22 protein-coding genes and 1 other RNA gene are annotated in these 18105 nt (G+C 39.3%); 11 read left to right on the top strand and 12 right to left on the bottom strand.

The window, feature by feature from the left end; all coding sequences use genetic code 11:
• Positions 1-3: 3 nt before the first annotated feature.
• From EAX61_RS15585 to EAX61_RS15550, 8 genes are all read right to left on the bottom strand, one after another.
• The gene (locus tag EAX61_RS15585) at positions 4-699 is read right to left on the bottom strand and encodes a phosphoribosylanthranilate isomerase (RefSeq protein ID WP_121918644.1); all 696 of its coding nucleotides are present in this window, start codon (positions 697-699) and stop codon (positions 4-6) included.
• 18 nt (positions 700-717) lie between these two features.
• On the bottom strand, positions 718-1497 hold the full coding sequence (gene trpC / locus EAX61_RS15580) for an indole-3-glycerol phosphate synthase TrpC (protein WP_121918643.1): 780 nt from the start codon (positions 1495-1497) through the stop codon (positions 718-720).
• Between the two features lie 174 nt (positions 1498-1671).
• Positions 1672-2664 carry an anthranilate phosphoribosyltransferase gene (gene trpD / locus EAX61_RS15575; RefSeq protein WP_121918642.1) on the bottom strand — a complete coding sequence of 331 codons (993 nt, stop codon included), beginning with the start codon at positions 2662-2664 and terminating at the stop codon, positions 1672-1674.
• A gap of 35 nt (positions 2665-2699) precedes the next feature.
• Entirely contained in the window at positions 2700-3230 is a 531-nt protein-coding gene (locus EAX61_RS15570) for a hypothetical protein (RefSeq protein ID WP_121918641.1), read from the bottom strand.
• A 2-nt stretch (positions 3231-3232) separates the two neighbouring features.
• Positions 3233-3868: an anthranilate synthase component II gene (locus EAX61_RS15565; protein ID WP_121918640.1), complete on the bottom strand. Its 636-nt coding sequence runs from the start codon at positions 3866-3868 to the stop codon at positions 3233-3235.
• A 21-nt stretch (positions 3869-3889) separates the two neighbouring features.
• Positions 3890-5287 carry an anthranilate synthase component I family protein gene (locus EAX61_RS15560; RefSeq protein WP_121918639.1) on the bottom strand — a complete coding sequence of 466 codons (1398 nt, stop codon included), beginning with the start codon at positions 5285-5287 and terminating at the stop codon, positions 3890-3892.
• A gap of 346 nt (positions 5288-5633) precedes the next feature.
• A complete protein-coding gene (locus EAX61_RS15555) occupies positions 5634-6206 on the bottom strand; it encodes a YceI family protein (RefSeq protein WP_121918638.1) in 573 nt (190 codons plus the stop codon).
• A gap of 11 nt (positions 6207-6217) precedes the next feature.
• The gene (locus EAX61_RS15550; RefSeq protein ID WP_121918637.1) at positions 6218-6679 is read right to left on the bottom strand and encodes a MarR family winged helix-turn-helix transcriptional regulator; all 462 of its coding nucleotides are present in this window, start codon (positions 6677-6679) and stop codon (positions 6218-6220) included.
• Positions 6680-6867: 188 nt separating this feature from the next.
• Here EAX61_RS15550 and EAX61_RS15545 point away from each other — a divergent pair, with 188 nt between their 5' ends.
• From EAX61_RS15545 to EAX61_RS15500, 10 genes are all read left to right on the top strand, one after another.
• Complete coding sequence (locus EAX61_RS15545; protein WP_121918636.1) at positions 6868-7377, top strand: redoxin domain-containing protein; 510 nt, start codon at positions 6868-6870, stop codon at positions 7375-7377.
• Positions 7378-7388: 11 nt separating this feature from the next.
• On the top strand, positions 7389-8009 hold the full coding sequence (locus tag EAX61_RS15540) for a thioredoxin family protein (protein WP_121918635.1): 621 nt from the start codon (positions 7389-7391) through the stop codon (positions 8007-8009).
• Between the two features lie 100 nt (positions 8010-8109).
• Positions 8110-9498 (top strand): MBL fold metallo-hydrolase, encoded by a 1389-nt coding sequence (locus tag EAX61_RS15535; RefSeq protein ID WP_121918634.1) that lies wholly within the window; start codon positions 8110-8112, stop codon positions 9496-9498.
• 92 nt (positions 9499-9590) lie between these two features.
• A complete protein-coding gene (locus tag EAX61_RS15530) occupies positions 9591-9902 on the top strand; it encodes a rhodanese-like domain-containing protein (protein WP_121918633.1) in 312 nt (103 codons plus the stop codon).
• 1 nt (position 9903) lies between these two features.
• Positions 9904-10308 (top strand): rhodanese-like domain-containing protein, encoded by a 405-nt coding sequence (locus tag EAX61_RS15525; RefSeq protein ID WP_161555245.1) that lies wholly within the window; start codon positions 9904-9906, stop codon positions 10306-10308.
• A gap of 211 nt (positions 10309-10519) precedes the next feature.
• Positions 10520-10969 carry a Na(+)-translocating NADH-quinone reductase subunit F gene (locus tag EAX61_RS15520; RefSeq protein ID WP_121918631.1) on the top strand — a complete coding sequence of 150 codons (450 nt, stop codon included), beginning with the start codon at positions 10520-10522 and terminating at the stop codon, positions 10967-10969.
• Positions 10970-11240: 271 nt separating this feature from the next.
• Positions 11241-12260: a hypothetical protein gene (locus EAX61_RS15515; protein WP_147448387.1), complete on the top strand. Its 1020-nt coding sequence runs from the start codon at positions 11241-11243 to the stop codon at positions 12258-12260.
• Positions 12261-12325: 65 nt separating this feature from the next.
• Entirely contained in the window at positions 12326-12778 is a 453-nt protein-coding gene (locus EAX61_RS15510; RefSeq protein ID WP_121918629.1) for a phage tail protein, read from the top strand.
• Positions 12779-12783: 5 nt separating this feature from the next.
• Positions 12784-13242 (top strand): phage tail protein, encoded by a 459-nt coding sequence (locus EAX61_RS15505; RefSeq protein WP_121918628.1) that lies wholly within the window; start codon positions 12784-12786, stop codon positions 13240-13242.
• Between the two features lie 21 nt (positions 13243-13263).
• Positions 13264-13776 carry a contractile injection system tape measure protein gene (locus EAX61_RS15500; protein ID WP_121918627.1) on the top strand — a complete coding sequence of 171 codons (513 nt, stop codon included), beginning with the start codon at positions 13264-13266 and terminating at the stop codon, positions 13774-13776.
• A gap of 106 nt (positions 13777-13882) precedes the next feature.
• Here the strand turns inward: EAX61_RS15500 and EAX61_RS15495 are convergent, their stop codons facing one another.
• From EAX61_RS15495 to EAX61_RS15485, 3 genes are all read right to left on the bottom strand, one after another.
• On the bottom strand, positions 13883-14659 hold the full coding sequence (locus EAX61_RS15495; RefSeq protein ID WP_121918626.1) for a TrkA C-terminal domain-containing protein: 777 nt from the start codon (positions 14657-14659) through the stop codon (positions 13883-13885).
• Between the two features lie 55 nt (positions 14660-14714).
• The gene (locus EAX61_RS15490) at positions 14715-15158 is read right to left on the bottom strand and encodes a 3D domain-containing protein (RefSeq protein WP_236642067.1); all 444 of its coding nucleotides are present in this window, start codon (positions 15156-15158) and stop codon (positions 14715-14717) included.
• Between the two features lie 273 nt (positions 15159-15431).
• Positions 15432-16298, bottom strand: coding sequence for an EcsC family protein (locus tag EAX61_RS15485; protein WP_121918624.1), 867 nt, complete (start codon positions 16296-16298; stop codon positions 15432-15434).
• A gap of 208 nt (positions 16299-16506) precedes the next feature.
• Here EAX61_RS15485 and EAX61_RS15480 point away from each other — a divergent pair, with 208 nt between their 5' ends.
• The gene (locus EAX61_RS15480; protein ID WP_121918623.1) at positions 16507-17292 is read left to right on the top strand and encodes an Fpg/Nei family DNA glycosylase; all 786 of its coding nucleotides are present in this window, start codon (positions 16507-16509) and stop codon (positions 17290-17292) included.
• A 309-nt stretch (positions 17293-17601) separates the two neighbouring features.
• On the opposite strand, the gene ssrA is transcribed toward EAX61_RS15480, so the two are convergent.
• Positions 17602-18000, bottom strand: a transfer-messenger RNA (tmRNA) gene (ssrA, locus tag EAX61_RS15475).
• Positions 18001-18105 lie beyond the last annotated feature (105 nt).

Raw genomic sequence — 18105 nt, 5'->3', positions numbered from 1 at the left:
ATATTACGAGCGTAGCGGGGTAATCTCCGCCATTGCTTGTTTAAATTTTTCTAAATTCTTGATATCCTTCATTCCCGGTTCTTTCTCAAACTTACTATTTACATCGAGTGCAATAATAGGTAAGTCCGTAGCTAGAATGTCTTTTATTTTTTCAATTTCATCTAATCCTATTCCCCCGCTTAAGATCATCGGAGTTTTAGACGTGTAATTCATTAAAACCTCCCAGTTAAAGGTATATCCATTTCCTCCTTTTTCTTTACCTTTTGTATCAAACAAGAAAGCGTTTACGATTCCCTCATAAGGCTTTAGTCTGTTGAAGTCAAAAGTGTCCTTAATTCCGAAGACTTTCCACACTTCGACTCCGCTCAGTGCGGGAACTTCAACCTTTCGACTAGGATCCGGGTCCTCGTCTGGTTTACCAAGCTCTGAGCGTAGCCGAAGGGCGTTAACATAAGCTGGTGACTCGTCACCGTGCAATTGTACGATGTCTAATTTATATTTTTCTATTTGCGCTTTCGCAAAAGCTAACTCAGCATCTACAAAAACGCCTACCTTTTTAATTCCTACAGGCAGATCAGGAATCTCCATACCTTCAAAATCTCGCTTGCTCTTACCATAAAATATAAAGCCCAAATAGTCTGGCTGTAGTACAGCGACTTCTTGAGTGTTAAATTTCATTCCGCAGATTTTGAGTTTCATAGTATAGATTTCAGATGTCTATTTCAGTTCATTTATAAACTCCTTTGCACTCTTCCCAGGATCATCCGTCTTCATAAAATTCTCGCCTATGAGAAATCCTTGAAAACCGTGAGGCCTTAATTCTTTAATCGCTTCCACCGAGGAAATGCCACTTTCAGAAACTTTTATAAACTCATCTGGAATTTGCTTGATAAGCGTTTTACTGGTTTCTAAGCTCACTTCAAAGGTCTTTAGATTCCGATTATTTATCCCTAGTAAATCTACTGATGGCATAACGGATTTGTGCAATTCATCTTCGTTATGAGATTCGCAAAGTACATCGAGATTCAAGCTTTTAGCCAATTTTGAAAATGTTTCTATTTGCTTTCGCGAAAGCGTAGCCGAAATCAGCAATATCGCGTCTGCTCCGTGAGCTTTTGCCTCGATAATCTGGTACTCGTCTACAATAAATTCCTTGCGCAACAGCGGAAAGGAAGCCGAAGCCCTCGCCAAAATCAAATCATCCAGCGAACCGCCAAAATACTTTCCGTCCGTCAAAACAGACATCCCACTCACTCCTGCTTTCTCATAACCACGCGCCACATCTTCAACGCTCAGGTTATGATTGATAACCGACTTGCTAGGGCTACGGCGTTTATGTTCTGCAATGATGCCAGAGCCATTTTTTACGGCCGTCGCCAGAGAAACCGTTTGTCTTCCGAAAAGAAGAGATTGTTCTAATTGGCTCAGGGGAATGAGGCTTTTGCGTAAAGCTACCTCCTTTATTTTATCTGATGTTATTTTATCTAATATTGTCATTTATCAATTTTCATTCGGAGGTTTCGATACAATTTATTTTCTGTGCTATGCTCCGTAAATAAATCACTCAACCACCTTAAACTGTTATACTGTTTCAAATTTATAATCATCGGCACTCTCTAAGGTGGTTGAGTGATCCAGATAGCTATCGGGATTGTATCGAAACCTCCGATTTTATCTACTCAACGCAATCAACTGCTCTAACTTCCTTTTTGCCTTCCCACTCTGTAAACTCTCTTTTGCCTCTTCAAATCCTTCTTTCGGCGTCAGACCTTTGACAGTCGCAATCGCCATCCCAGCATTGGCACAAACAACATTATTCTGTGGTTCTGTTCCGTTGCCAGAGATGACATCAACAAAAATTTTCGCGGAAGCGGAAACACTATCTCCACCATAAATATCTTGTTGTGTATGTCCCGTCACCCCAAAATCTGCTGGAGTGAGCATCAACTCCGTTTTATTTGTAATTGCTTTTGTTGCTCCTGTAAGTGATATCTCATCGTATCCATCCAACGCGTGTAGAATCGTGAAGTTTTTTTCTCCTTTCTGGTAGAGATAACCGTACATTCTCGCCAACTCAAGATTAAAAACTCCAACGAGCTGATTGCTCGGGAACGCAGGATTTACCATAGGGCCCAACATATTAAAAAAGGTTTTCACGCCTAATTCTCGGCGTATGGGTGCAACGTTTTTCATCGCAGGGTGGAATAGGGGAGCGTGCAACACGCACATCCCGATCTCCTCCATCGAGCGCTTAAGGAAATCCTTATCGTTGCTAAATTTAATCCCCAAATGCTCCATCACATTACTACTTCCAGAGACAGAACTTACGCCATAATTACCGTGTTTAGTAACATTTACACCTGCTCCCGCAGTTATAAAGCTGGACAGCGTAGAGATATTGAACGTGTCTTTTCCATCACCGCCCGTACCGCACAGGTCTATAGCGTTGTAGTCGGAAAAGTCTACGGCGTGGCATAAATCCAACAATGCATCGCGGAAACCTTCTAGTTCTTCCACCGTAATGCTACGCATCATATATACCGTCAGGAATGAGGCTATCTGGCTAGAATTGTATTTTCCCTCAGAGATATTTACGAGAATCTCACGACTCTCGGCTTTTGTGAGAATGTCGTGATTTATAAGTCTGTTGAGTATTTGTTTCATAGAGTGTTCGCTTTCGCGGAAGCGCAATTAAACTATTATTTATGCACCTTGACAACATTTAAATCATTGTAATCTCTGGCAACATTGAGACGGGCTCTTTCTAAAATTATTGTTTTACTATTAATGCCCTCAGGGAGTGTTTTGTGATCCACATAATTATAAATCCCGCTATTGCCGAAGGTGACTACCCAACCCTTAGCAAATTGTGCTTTTTTAACCGTTCCTTTTCCTTGGACTTTATTTTCATCTACCACGTCGCGAAGTAAGTCTTTTGCATTTGCAGTCATCTGAGTGTCTGAACCGCTTTTCTTAAAAATGGCGTACGTTCCATTTTCAAAAAGCACCCAATTAGGACGCTGTTTACTGATACCTAACTGAACGCTAAAAATGAGCGATGAATAATCCTTTTTCTCGACAACTTCTTCGGCGATTTCTTCTACTTCTTCTATGATTTCTGAGGTTTCCTCTAGAGGTTTTGCTATTACAGGTTCCTCATTTGTAGCGTTATTACTACCGCATCCTAAGAAGAGTAGCATTGCTGTTATACTGATGATGATTAGTTTCATAATTAGTGATTTATCCAGTTTGCAATCATTTTCTTCCCGTCTGGCGTGAGCACAGATTCTGGGTGGAATTGTACTGCTTCGATATCAAACTCACGATGGCGTAGTGCCATTATTTGACCGTTCTCATCTACTGCTGTAACTTCGAGCATCGGAGGGAAGTTCTCTGGAGCAACCACCCAACTGTGATAACGTCCCACGTCTATTTTTGAGCCAAGTCCTTTAAAAAGTACGGTATCTTCTCGAGTTATATCAATAGAAGTTGCTACACCGTGAAAAACGCGGTCTAAGTTAATAATCGTTCCGCCGAACACTTCGCCAATGGCTTGTTGGCCTAGACATACACCCAGAATAGGCTTGGTTGTCGCATATTTTTTAATCACTTCCTTGAGCAATCCTGCTTCGTCTGGAATTCCAGGTCCTGGGGAAAGTAATATCTTATCGTAGGCCTCACATTCGTCTAAGTTAAACTGGTCGTTGCGCTTTACAGTGACTTCGCAGTCTAGTTCTTCCAGATAATGAACAAGATTATATACAAAGCTGTCGTAATTATCGATGACTAATATCTTCTTACCTCTCCCTAGCCCTCTCCTATGAGGAGAGGGAACAGATGCGTAATTTTCTTTAAATGTATCTTTCATTTTATAATCCTGTAGCTGTTTTTAGATTGCTTCTGCGAGTTCGAGGGCTTTTTGCAAAGCTCCTAGTTTGTTGTACACTTCTTGTAATTCTTTAGACGGGTCACTTCCCGATACTACTCCTGCGCCTGCTTGAAAGTGCAGGGCGTGGTTTTTACTTAGAAAAGACCTGATAATTATCGCGTGATTAAAATTACCGCTAAAATCCATAAACCCAATCGCTCCACCATAAAAGGTACGGTTTCGGTTTTCGTATTTCTCCAGTAATTGCATTGCATTATGTTTAGGCGCTCCACTTAGGGTTCCTGCAGGAAACGTATCTGCCACTACTTGCAGGGTATTGCTGTCTTTGTGCATTGTACCCGTCACTTTACTTACTAGGTGTATCACGTGGGAGAAAAATTGCACTTCGCGATAGGTTTCTACCTGAACGCTATGTCCATTTCTGGATAAGTCATTGCGAGCAAGGTCTACCAGCATCACGTGTTCTGAGTTTTCTTTTTCGTCTTTGGCGAGTTCTTTGGCTAGGATGGCATCTTGCTCATCATTTCCAGTACGTTTAAAGGTGCCAGCAATGGGGTGGATTTCGGCTTTTCCTTCTTTTACTACTAGTTGAGCTTCTGGTGATGAACCAAAGATTTTAAAGTCCCCATAATCAAAGTAAAACAAATAAGGAGAGGGATTTACAGACCGCAATGCTCGATAAACATTGAATTCGTCTCCAGTAAACTTCTGTGAGAATCGCTTGCTGGGCACAATCTGGAACACATCGCCACGCTGGCAATGTTTTTTGCAGGTGTCTACCAGGCTCTTATAATCTTCGTCTGTAATGTTGCTCTCCGGGGCGCCGGATTTTGCAAAATTATACTCGGCAAAGTTTTTTGATTTAAGGAGTTGCTCGATTTCGGCAATGTTGTTTTCGCCTGTGGTGTTGTGGCAAAAAATGTAAGCCTCGTTATTAAAATGGTTTATCGCAATGATGTTTTGATACACCGCATAATACACATCTGGAATTTCGAGATCACCTTCTTTTTTGGCAATGTCAATGTCTTCAAAATACTGCACGGCATCATAGGATAAGTACCCAAACAAACCATTATTTATGAATTTATGCGCGGTGGTGGTGGCGGAGAACGCTTTCGCGAAAGCGTCCAAAATCCCCACAACATTTGTTTCTTTATCCATCGTGATTTCCTTACCCGTCCCGTCTGGAAACTGCTGAACGATGGTGCCATTTGCCACTTTTATGGAAGCAATAGGATTGCAACAGATATAGCTAAAGCTGTTATCGTTTGCGTGGTAGTCGCTACTTTCCAGCAAGAGGCTATTAGGAAAACGGTCGCGCAATCTCAGGTACACAGACACGGGCGTGATGGTGTCTGCTAAGAGCTTTTTTGCGTGTGTTTTTAAGTTGTATTTCATTGTTTTTGAATACTTATTTGAGCATTTACATAAAGAAATGCTCATTCATTTAACGGACCCCGCGATGCCCGCGGGGTTAGTTCAATATGCTGTTTTGAATGCATTGCTACGCAATTTTTCAAAACAGTATTTCACTAAAAAAAGCCTGTCGTAAGGACAGGCTTTAATATGATATAGACATACGGGCGTGGCTTACGACGGGTTACGTTGTATGTTCCACCACCAAGTATGTACTGTGTTATTTTTCATTTGAGCCTCAAAGATAGCAACCCAGACGAAATAAAAAAAGCCCGCTCCATTATTTTTGAGCAGACTTTTCTTTCTTTTTCAAAGCAATTTTTAAAACCTAGTAATTCAGATTTACCGTAAGTTCGAACTCATCGTTTATAGCTTTGTCTTTTAAACCATCTATAAATGATGCAGAACCGTATTTGATGCCAAACTTTGTGCGGTCTACGGCAAATGTCGTTGAGGCACTCGTGTCATTTGCATTCATTTTTACCTTTATACTTTCTGTAATACCTTTTATAGTCAGGTCACCCACGACGCTGTAGCCATCGCCACTTTGCGCCACGTCTGTGATTACAAATGTTGCTGTAGGATGTGCTTCTACACCAAAGAAATCTTCAGAATTAAGGTGCCCTTCCAGTTTTTCTTTTCCTTTTCCAGCCTCGAGGTCAGTGACGGTTATGGTGCTCATATCTACGGTGAAGTTTCCTCCTACGAGTTTTCCATCTTCCATTTCAATCTCACCGTCTTTAAGGGCGATAGTTCCTGTGTGTTGTCCGAGGACTTTTTTTCCTACCCACGTAATGGTGCTACTTTCTACCTTAACGGTTTTTTTAATAGGGTTTGTGGTTGCGCTTGTTCCTAATACTACGGCGAGTGCAAATACTGTGGTTAACATTTTCTTTTTCATTGTGTTTTAATTTAATTATTTGTTTCTGTTCTTAATGTATTGAGCAAGTTATTGAGATGCTCGAGCTCATTTGAGTTGAGTTGTGCGGTTATTTTATCTTCGGCAGTTGCTACTGCTTCGTCCATTTTCTGAAGGGATTCTAGACCTTTTGCGGTGATCAATATTTCGACTTTACGTCTGTTAGAAGGGCACACTTCACGTACTACAAATTCTTTTTTTATGAGTTTATCTACAAGGCGAGTGGTGTTGCTCATTTTTGTAACCATCCTATCATTTATAGTCGATAGATTTGCCGGTTTTCCCTTCTGACCGCGCAGTATTCTTAACACGTTAAACTGCTGTAGGGATAGGTCGTGAGGTTTCAGGGCCTCGGCGAGGATGTCGTTTGCCCAGTTTGCGGTGTATAAAAGGTTAATAGACAGCTTTCGCGAAAGCGGTAATGGTGCCGTTTGAATTTGATCCTCTATTGTCATTACAATTGTTGTATATACAAATGTATAGGATTTTAAGTTTCAAGCAATAAATTTTAACATAGTTTTAAATTATGTGTTCAATGAATGTGCTGGGTTACTATAAAATAGAGTGCAAAAACCTTAACAGTTTTGTATTAAAGTTCGTTAATTTGATTTGTGTCAAAAGGGATCTCAATTATATTTGCCCGATGAAAAAATTGATGTTCATACTCACGGTATTTTTTGCTTTTTCCTGCGGAGACGATACTAAAAAGGATGAGGCTCTAAATGTTCAAGCAGAATCTTCATCTATTGAGATTGTAGATTTTGAGGGATATGAGAAGATGATAAGTGAGGACGCTGATAAGACTTATGTAGTAAATTTCTGGGCAACTTGGTGCAAGCCTTGTATTCAGGAATTACCCGCTTTTGAAAAGTTAAACGAAGCGTATAGCGATAAGAATGTTGAAGTTATTTTAGTAAGCTTGGATTTTAAAACGCAGGTTGACTCTAAATTGAAACCATTTATCAAAAAGAAAAACATAGCATCTAGAGTTGTTCTAATGGATGATTCAAAGGAGAATGAATGGCTCCCTAAAGTGAGTCAGAGTTGGTCGGGAGCAATTCCTGCAACGGTAATTAAAAAAGGAAGTAAACAAATCTTCTACGAGCAATCATTTAGTTATGAAGAACTCGAAGAAGCACTTAAAAATATTTAAACAGAATAAAAATGAAAACTTTAAAGGTTTTGACTTTGCTGGCAATGATTGTAGTAGTTTCAGCTTTTGCTGTAAACACCATAGATGCCGTTGTTGATGGTTATAAAGTGGGGGATACTGCCACGGACTTCTCTCTTAAGAATGTAGATGGGAAAATGGTCTCCCTAGCCGATTATCCGAAAGCGAAAGGCTTTGTGGTAATTTTTACGTGTAATAGCTGTCCATTCTCAGTCGCAAATGAAGACAGAATCATTGCATTAGATAAAAAATACAAAAACCAAGGTTATCCAGTAATTGCTATTAATCCTAATAATCCAGAGTTGAAACCCGAGGATAGTTTTGAAAATATGAAGAAAAGGGCTTCAAGCAAGAATTTTACTTTTCCTTATTTATTTGACGAAGGTCAAGAAATATATCCTCAATATGGTGCGACGAAAACGCCACATACCTACGTACTTCAAAAAACTGACAAAGGAAACGTTGTAAGATATATAGGAAGCATAGACGACAGTTCTAGAGATGAGAGCGCCGTTTCTTCAAAATATGTAGAAGACGCTATAGATGCACTTCTTGCAAACAAAGAAGTCCCTGTGACAAATACAAAAGCGATAGGCTGTTCTATAAAATCATAGAGTAGTTTACATACAATTATTAAAGTCCACGGTAGTTCCGTGGATTTTTTGTTTATAAACCTCAGTAGAAAATAGTAAATTTGTCACTTAGAATTTGGTTATGATTTTAAAGCAATTATATACAAAATGCCTAGCTCAAGGAGCCTACTTTATAAGCTCTGAAGGAGAGGCAGCAATTATAGATCCGCTAAGAGAGGTGCAGCCTTACCTTGACCTTGCGGCAGAAAATGATAGTAAGATTAAGTATATTTTTCTGACTCATTTTCACGCAGATTTTGTGAGCGGTCAAGTAGATCTTGCAAGAGCGACTGGAGCTACAGTAATACTAGGTCCTAATGCAAAGGCAGGTTATGATTACCATAGTGCAAAGGATAATGAGGTGTTTCAAATCGGTAAGTTATCTATTACGACTATTCATACTCCTGGCCATACTATGGAATCTACGTGTTATTTATTAAAAGATGACGTTGGGAAAGCTGAGGCGCTATTTACAGGAGACACACTTTTTATAGGCGACGTAGGCCGTCCAGACCTTGCGGCAAAGTCTACCCTCACTACCGAGGATCTTGCCGGACATCTTTACGATAGTTTACACAACCGTATTGCTCCACTAGACGACAACATTATTATTTATCCTGCCCACGGTGCTGGCTCTGCTTGTGGAAAAAATATGAGTAGTGAGACCAGCGACACTTTAGGTAACCAGAAGAAAACAAACTATGCGTTTAATCTTACGAAACAAGAATTTATAAAAGAGCTCACTACAGGTCTTGAGATGCCACCGGCATATTTCCCAGAGAATGTAGCGATGAATAAACAAGTAAATACAGAATTTGGAGACATTATAAAACGGGGCACTTCCGCACTTTCGGTAGATGATTTTGAGAAGCTTTCAATACAAGATGATGTTCTTGTTCTTGACACTCGAGGTGTTTCCGCTTTCGCGAAAGCGTCCATCCCTTCCGCTTGGTTTATAGGACTCAAGGGGCAGTTTGCTCCCTGGGTAGGAGCATTAATGCCAGATATTCATCAAAAAATCATCTTTCTCGCCGAACCTGGAACAGAAGAAGAAGTCGTTACTCGTCTCGCGAGAGTAGGTTATGATAACAGTCTGGGATATCTCAAAGGCGGAGTCGAAGCTTGGGAGGCGGCAGGAAAAGAAACCGTATCTATTGCCGAAGTAACTGCTCAAGAATTTATTAATGGCATTGCCGAAGGAACAATAGTAAACCCACTCGATGTCCGTAAGCCTGGAGAGTATAAAACTAGCCATATAGAGGGTGTACCCCATTTTTCACTAGATGAAATTCATCATAATGTGAGAGAACTTGATGGAAATAAAAAGTACCACATACATTGCGCAGGTGGATATCGTTCCCTCATTTATGCATCTATAGCAAGGTCCTACGGTATAGAAAATGTAGTGAACGTGCTGGGTGGTTATGGTGCGATTAAGAAAGCAGATACATCTCAGATAACTTTGACATAAGAAAAATGAACCTCAGTGCAGTAGGTTTTTAATAGAATTATAAATTGTGATGGTGGTAGCAGATTTACGCCTTTGCAGAAATTAAATTAGAAATGACAGACTTAACAATTCCACAATGGAAAGAGAAAATTGCTCAAGACGATAATGCCGTGATTCTAGACGTTCGTACTCAAGAAGAAATTGAGAATGGGATGATAGCAGGAGCAAAGCACATCGATATTTATTTAGGACAAGGTTTTCTAGATGAAATAGAGAAGCTGGATACCGCAAAAAACTATTACGTCTATTGTCGCTCTGGTGCCCGTAGTGCTCAGGCTTGCGCTGTTATGGCACAAAAGGGTTTCCATACAACCTATAATCTTCTAGGTGGATATAATGGATGGAGTGAACAAGAAAATAAATAATATGATGAGAAAGTTAATTATAGCATTTGCTTTTATAGGGCTTGTTTTTTTTTCAGGATGTAAGGAATCAAAAGCTCAAGATACCCCTGTTGTTCAGGTGATTCCTGTCGCGCAGTTTGAGAGTGATATTAAAGATACTAATACTCAACTTATTGACGTGCGCACCGTGGTCGAATATGAGAGCGGTCACATAAAAGGTGCTAAGAATATTGTATATAATAGCGAAGCGTGGAACTCATCTATTGAGAAATTGGACAAGTCCAAACCAGTTTATGTGTATTGTAAAAAAGGAGGGCGAAGCGCAAAATGTGCTAGCCTGCTAGAAGAGGCTGGCTTTACTACCGTTTATGATCTTAACGGTGGGATTATGGAGTGGCAAGGTGAAGGCAAGCCTATTGAAAATTAGAACTGCACTTTATCAAGTAGAAGTTTGAAAACTATTAGACAATAAATAGACCTGGTTTTGAAAAAAGTCAGGTTTTTTTATGCTTTTTATAAATACGTCTTCAGCCTATCGCAAAAGCGTGCTCCTCTTTCTAAAAATTATTTCTAGAGGTTTTGTTAAATCTATCCTGATATTAAAAATATACCAGCATTTTATTTAACTTTAGAAGGCTATGAAACAGAATATTCCACACCGACTAGACGCCGCTTTATCAAAACTATATGCGGCCTTTACAAAAGGAGAACTAAACCCACAATGTTGTACAGCCTGCGCCGTAGGTAATATCTGTGATCAGATAGATGCTTGGAAACATTTTACAGATGCGCACGGATCTACAAAACTGAACTACGTGGGTCAGGTTAATGAGGCTTTTGGGAAACGAATTAATGGATATCTTCCCTCAGAATTGCTCAAAACAGAAGCCGTATTTTTAGAAGCCTGCGGATTTGAACTCCCCATACGACGAGGGAATTTTAAACCAGATCAATTTACTAATCAAACGCTCTTTGAAGGGCTTTGTGCTGTGATTTCTTATTTATGCGCTCTCGATAACGTAACAGACGTGATGAATTATACCGCTGTTTTTGAGAGAGAAATTGATAATGCCTATGTACTGGTTTAATAAGTAGTCTTCATTCTTATTTTCTAAATGTAGTAAGATAAAATGCTTTTTGAAGTGTTGTTTATTGAAATGTCCCTGTCTTTATAGGAAGCATTTAAAACGCCCATAACTCCAATAAGATTGATTTTGCTTGTTATTAAAAGTAGGAAGTATACTACATAAGTATCTTATTTATAACAATTTATGTTGTAATTCAAGATAAATCTATATTTTCAAATCATATTTATATATAGAGATTGCCTGTCTTACGGTGATCAATATGTTTGAACTTATGGAAGAGCGTTTTTATCATTTAGCAACCTTATCATTCCGACACGAGTATTTTGAAGATGGATTGTTTCGCCCTCTGTCCATCAAACCTACCCTTGCTACACTAGCGATGTTAGGCAATTTAGGTATTGTTGTTAAACCAATATCTGGAGGTGCGCATCTACTTATTTCTGAGCATCATTTTTCAAGTGCACAAGTAGCTGAAGAACCTTTAAGATTTTATCTAGATAGCTCGGATCCTTATTTTATAAACTATACGGAACTTCAAAATTTTCAACCAGCAACAGCGCTTCTATATTATAATAACCTCAATGCGATTAATACTTCAGATTCCCCAAAATACCTTTTAAAAAATGAGACCTTTTTGGGTACTTCAGAAATATTGCGTGTAGAGCAAGGTGTGGTATCATTGGTAAGTTTTCAGGAAGGTATAACCTATAGATTCTCCATAGGAAATGATGAAACGATCCCTTGGAATTTTATTGAGCAAAGGGATAATATGGTCAATGCATTTAAATTTTACGATGTTCCAGAAGGAATTATCTGGGTATATAAGGATGATGTTTTGTTTGATATGTTTTACTATCAACCTAACGGTGTTTGGAACAAGCCTTTGGGAATAATAGAACTTACTCCTGCGATTATGCTGCAACAGTATGTAACACATAATACAGCTATCATTAATAATGTTGAATTCAAGGCACGAAAAACCCATTGGAAGTATATCTGTAATCATAACAGAGAGCCCTACTTGAAAAACCTAGTGATTAAGCAGGATACCATCGAAGATAATTTTAAAATGTCTGTTGCGGGTGACACTATGATATTTATTTCAAAACTACCCATTGCCCTTTCAGAAAGTCCTAAAAACGCGTATCAACTAATTCAAAAATCTATCGTTGAAAATGAAGGGGACAAGACTATAATCGCAACCTTACCGATTGCTTCCCCGAATCAACTGTATCCTCCAGAAGATAATTCGTACGAGGCATATTTTTCTCATATTTATTTACATCTCTAATCCTATGAAACTACTTTAATCATAGATTAAATTAGGAAGGCAACAATACTTAAAAACATACTACAATGGCAGGAGAAGCACAAGATCAAAACTGGCCACTATCTAAGTTCTATTTTATGGTAGACTGGGGAAGCGTGACTAATATTCCGTTTCAGGAAGTGAGTGGTTTAGATATAGAGGCACAACCCATAATCTATAGGCACGGGAACAGTCCTGTGTTTTCTGAGATCAATATGCCAGGATTAGAAAAAAATAGCATAGTGACGATGAGGAAAGCGGTCTTAACAAAAGACAGTAGTTTCTGGGATTGGTATGATAGGATAAAAATGAACACCATAGAGCGTCAGACCGTTGTCATAAAACTACTAGATGAGGTCGGAAATCCCACAATGACCTGGACACTAAGTAATGCGTGGCCTGTAAAAATAAGCGCGACAGATCTTAATGCAGATGGCAGCGAGGTTGCGATAGAAAGTATAGTGATTGCACACGAGGGTTTAGTTATTACGTATGCCTAGGATTAATGGCAGATACTAATTTTATGACGCAAAATGCTACACCGTCTACCGAGTTCTATTTCAAGGTATCATTTGAAGGGAGAAGCGATATGGATAGTAGCTTTCAAGAGGTTTCGGGTTTAAACGTAACATTGGAAACACAACCCGTAATTGAGAGAGTAGAGAATCGCTTTGTGCACGAGCTACCTACCCAGCCCACTTTTTCTAACTTGGTACTAAAACGATGCTTGATTTTAAATTCACATTTAGAAAAGTGGTGTAAAGATGCTCTGGAGAAATCTATTTTTGACCCAATGAATATTAGGATATCCTTGATGAACAAAAATGAAGGTTCGCTCGCCTCCTGGCATTTCGATAGTGCTTATCCTATTTCCTGGGAACTGTCAACGTTACATAGCAACTTAAATGAACTGGCTATAGAAGCGTTAGAGCTCAAGTATAGACATTTCAAAAGAGAGCGGTAATAAGTATAGTGCATATAAGCGATGGAAGAAACAGAATTGATACGGGTAGAAAATGCCGGGCTTATTTTAGTCTGGCCATTTTTAAGGTCTTATTTTGAGCAGTTGGGAATGCTGGATGGAGATAATTTTAAAGATTCAGAGAGTCAGCATAGGGCGGTCTACCTCTTGCAATACCTTGTTTATAACGAGATAGATTTTTCTGAGTATAGGTTGCCGCTCAATAAAATTTTGGTTGGTATGCCTCTTGTTCAACCCGTAACTCCTGTTGCATCCCTGACAACGGTAGAAATAGAAATATCAGAAAGTTTGTTAAACGGGTTCAAGGCAAATTGGTCTAAACTGGAAAACTCTAGCCTAGCTGCTGTGCAGGAGAATTTTATGCAAAGAGATGGATCACTTTCGCGCTCAGAAAATGGATACAGCTTCAAGGTAGAATCTACAACAATAGATGTACTGATGCACGACATCTCGTGGTCTTTTTCTGCTATTAAACTCTTGTGGATGCAGATGCCTTTGTATGTCGATTGGATTTAGTTATTTAAAACTTAATTGTAATTCGTCTTATTATCAGTATTGGGTAGTACGCTTTCGCGAAAGCGTAACAAAAAAATCTAAATCAAGCTAAAGAAAGAAAATATAGTTATTCGTCAGCCTGTGTTTTAAGCTTTTCCTTATCAGAGACAATGCGCTCTTCTTCTTTTTCTACAAATTTGTCGTGTTCCAGCTGGGCATAATAATCTTTCTTGCGATTGTAAAGACTCTGTATGCCATCGGATTTACCATAAATGGTTACAACATCATTAGGAAGCATCATAAAAGTACCAGACGGAGACCCAAAATATCCAGAACCCTTTCTATGTACTCCTAATATTGTTATGCCTTCCTCTCTTAAATTCAGTTCTTGGAGTGTGCGATTGCACATCCAGCCATCACTATCTACATTTGCCTCAATGACTTTAAAATCATCTTTAAGGTGGAGAACAGCAGCGTAGTCGTGTATGTCTAGGTCTGTATATTTTTTGAGCATTCTATTTATGATGCGCGACAAACCTCTGTTAACCCACGAACTACGTATCCCAAACCATAATAACAGCATTCCACCCACAATAATAAGCAGCCCATACAAGCGTGAAGCATTAGATTCTGGCAAAACAAAAGTCAAAATGAGCGAAGACATCGCGGTGACGATACCCGCATTACCAATAAGCATTAAGTTATAAATAATCTTACGGCGCACAGGATGATTCATGATATTCTCCGTTTCTGAAGTGCTGAGGCCAGCACCTGTGTACGCAGATCGCGATTGAAACTTTGCGCTCTCCTCAGATAACCCTGTATGCACCAAGGCTATGGTACAAATTTTTGTAATTAGTACGGAGAAGGTAATTATGAGAAAGAGAGATACCGCAGCAATCATAACATAGTATTAAATGGATCACAAAGCTAGTATTTATTGCCGTTTAATACCCAATTTATTGCGTCTTCACAGAAAACTTATCGTTAGGGTTATCTTTTTTGTTGAAAGTAATGGCTAAATCTTTTTTACCCCATTGCCGTGCCGCCTGAACGTCAAGTCCCATGTAGATATCAATTTTCTTTTTCCAGCGTTTATTCATTTTATCTTTTACGATGTAGGTGCCAGGTAAACCTTCTATGGTTACTTTCTCGTTGTGATCAAGACCTAGTGCAATGAGATCTCGTGATACCGCAATGGCGCGTTCGCCGGGTTGTAACCAGTCTCCCCAAGCGGCACGACCAATGTTATCATTTTTAGTTTGACTCTCGACCGAATTATATGCGGTAGCAGTAACGTTTATTGTCACCTTATTCTTGGATTGAGTGTCTAAAGTTTTGTGGTTCTCTTTATGAGCTTCTTCGCAAGAATTGAGTAATAGAAAAGATAATACGATTACCATTTCTACTAGTATTAATGTATATATCCTTGTTAACTTCCTCATTACATTAAAATAGTGTTTAACATCCTAAATTCTCCAAATTATGAGTTAAATATCTAATAATGCGCAAACTATACGTATTTTAAATTTCCCCCGATTAGAGCAAAAACGTTCAAATTGGTAAAAACATATGCATACAAACGATAAAAAAATCTTAAATTCTTTCTAGATGGATCATAGGAGGCAATGATATGCATCTGCTATTTATATAGAGTAAGTCAAGCATAATTTTGATCATTTATGATCATCTGTAGACGGTATATCAATTGTATTATACATTTCCATAACAGCATCCTTTCCATATTGTTTTTCTAATCTTCTGATTGTAAAATGTGCCGTAGCCACCCGTTGAAAGTGATGCAAGAATATTAGATTAAGCCCTGCTCCAGAAGCTGCTCCTACAATGGGAATAGCCTGAGCTGCAAACTTATCCAGCACCTGTACGCTATATCTGGAAATAATCTTGCTCATAAATCCGCCCATCGCTCCTGGTGCGCTCGATGCGATGGACTGTAAGAATTTTTTTGCTCCCTGTGTTGCAACTGTAGACGCTATCTGGGATAGTGCTTGGTCTAATGCGATTCTTGTCCCATAATAACTACTATCTAGAGAATCATCATCTGGAGAAGTTCCCCCTAGAGCAAACACTTGCAAACATTGTAACTGCACTTCAGGGTCGGTAATATCTTCGCCTTGACTGCGAGCAATATCCATTATGGATCGCATCAAGAATTTTGTGCTCAGCAGTATATCTGCAGTAAAACCTGCAATGCCAAAAAAGCCACCAACAAACCCTGTTCCTGTAGTAACAGCCTTATACATCCTGTTAGAAGCTTTTAATTTAGTTTTATCATTTTGAAAGGTTTTCAAATTAGCTTTTACGCTCAGTTGTAAAGCTTTCTTAACTGTTTCAGTAATTTTATCTTGATATTTTTCTGGTATGAGTGTGATGCTTTTTTCGATAGGAGTGCCTAAAGTGTTTAATGCTCGCATTGCAAATGGTACTTTGGTAAGGTCTTTTTTTGACTTGTGCAACAGCGCAACGTCTTCTTTAGAGATTTGTGATGTAAATGGAGATGTCTTTTCAGGAAGTGAGCTCATAGCTGGAAATTGACTTTTAGTAAAACTAAGACATTATTGGGAAGAATGTCCAAGGATTAAGAGATGTATATTTCTATTGTAATCAGTCTCAGGGGGAAACGGTTTGTTACGCTTTCGCGAAAGCGGACTTCTAAATCTTTTAATTATTGATACTTTAGCTTATGCTTATTTTTAAGGATCAATTTTCAAAACTTTACAAATAGATTTAATGCCAGAATTACCAGAAGTACACGGATACCAGCAATACATAAATAAAACTTGTCTTGACCATATTATCGTGGCGATGGATGTACGTGATGAACGTCTCATCAAAAAACCGCTTAAGGATTTTAAGGAGATACTTTTAGGTAACAGTTTATTGCGTACTGAGCGTATTGGAAAATATCTATTCATTCACATTAGTAATGGTGCTATTTTGGTAGTACATTTTGGGATGACTGGAAGGCCTAATTACTACCATGAGTCAGCAGATCGACCGCGGTTTGGGCATATCGATATTGGTTTTGAAAACGGGTATCACTTTGCTTTTGAGAATAAGCGTAAGTTTGGCTGGTGGGACATCACAGACTCTGTTGAGAATTATCGTAAGGAGCACAAACTCAACATAGATGCTCGTGACCTCACTTTTGACCAATTTAAAGAAGCAGTTGCCCACCGTAAAACGGCTATTAAAAACGTCCTAATGAACCAAAGCGTCACCACAGGTGTCGGTAACTGGATCGCAGACGATGTTTTGTATCAAGCTCAAATCCATCCGCTCAAGAAGGCAAATGCTCTCAACGAAAAAGAGTTAAAAACGATTTACGACAAACTACAGCACGTTATAGAAGTCGCCATAGATCTAGAAGCGCATTATAATGATTTTCCTGATTATTTTTTAATTCATAATCGAAAGGGTCGTGAGTTTTGTTATCATACAGGGAAAGAGCTTGAGAAAATAAAAGTAGGCGGTAGGACGACTTACTTTAGTCCAGAGTGGCAAAAGATGAGTTAATGACTCGCAATTTTGTCAACCCATTTGTCAACTAGAAATTCCCATTGCAAATCTTCATGTAAAGTAGAGCGGGAGATGGCCGCAGTGTTAAGCAAAATCTACTAGCTCTTTGTAGCGTAAGGTCCAGCTTAACGCACCGGCCTAATCCCTCTAATACGTAAGAAAGCACCCGAAGGTGGCTTTTGAAGTGGAGTCGGAGACGTCCGCGCGTTAAGAAAATGTCCAGTGGACATTTTTAGCAAGGAGCGAGCCTGCCGCGCTGGGCGAATTCCCCGAATACGCAAGAAAGCCACCCGAAGGTGGCTTTTAAAGTGGAGTCGGAGGGATTCGAACCCTCGTCCAAACAAGCAATGTTACTGCTTTCTACGTGTGTAGTATCTGTTTAGATTTTCGTGAGATTGCCGGTCAGAAACTACCAACGCACCCCTTATCTTCGATTAAATGTCTCCCCTGCATCAAAGCCCTGCGAGGGATAGGTTTACTTTTACGAAGTCACTATATCAAATGCCGTAAACCAAGGCCTTTGAGTGACTTCCTGCTTGTCTACCTTGTAGACCGAGGCGTAATCCTACTATAATTCGGATTATGCAGCTAGGGCGTAGTTATTCTCGCCGTTTAAAAAGATGAAAAATGAGATTTACGAGCTGTTTTCCAGCGCTCGACACGCTTACAATACCATTGGTCTCGCTGTCAAAACCAGTCGACCCCTTCAATGAGATAGTGACGCCTTAAGCGCACCGCTATCAAATTAAATCCCGAATTTGATTCAGGAAATGTATTTAAACTTTTTCCGCTTTCCTGAAACAAATCCAG

Origin of the sequence: Dokdonia sinensis (assembly GCF_003688895.1) — a bacterium.
GTDB lineage: Bacteria > Bacteroidota > Bacteroidia > Flavobacteriales > Flavobacteriaceae > Dokdonia > Dokdonia sinensis.
This window is presented reverse-complemented; position numbering and strand designations above follow the sequence as displayed.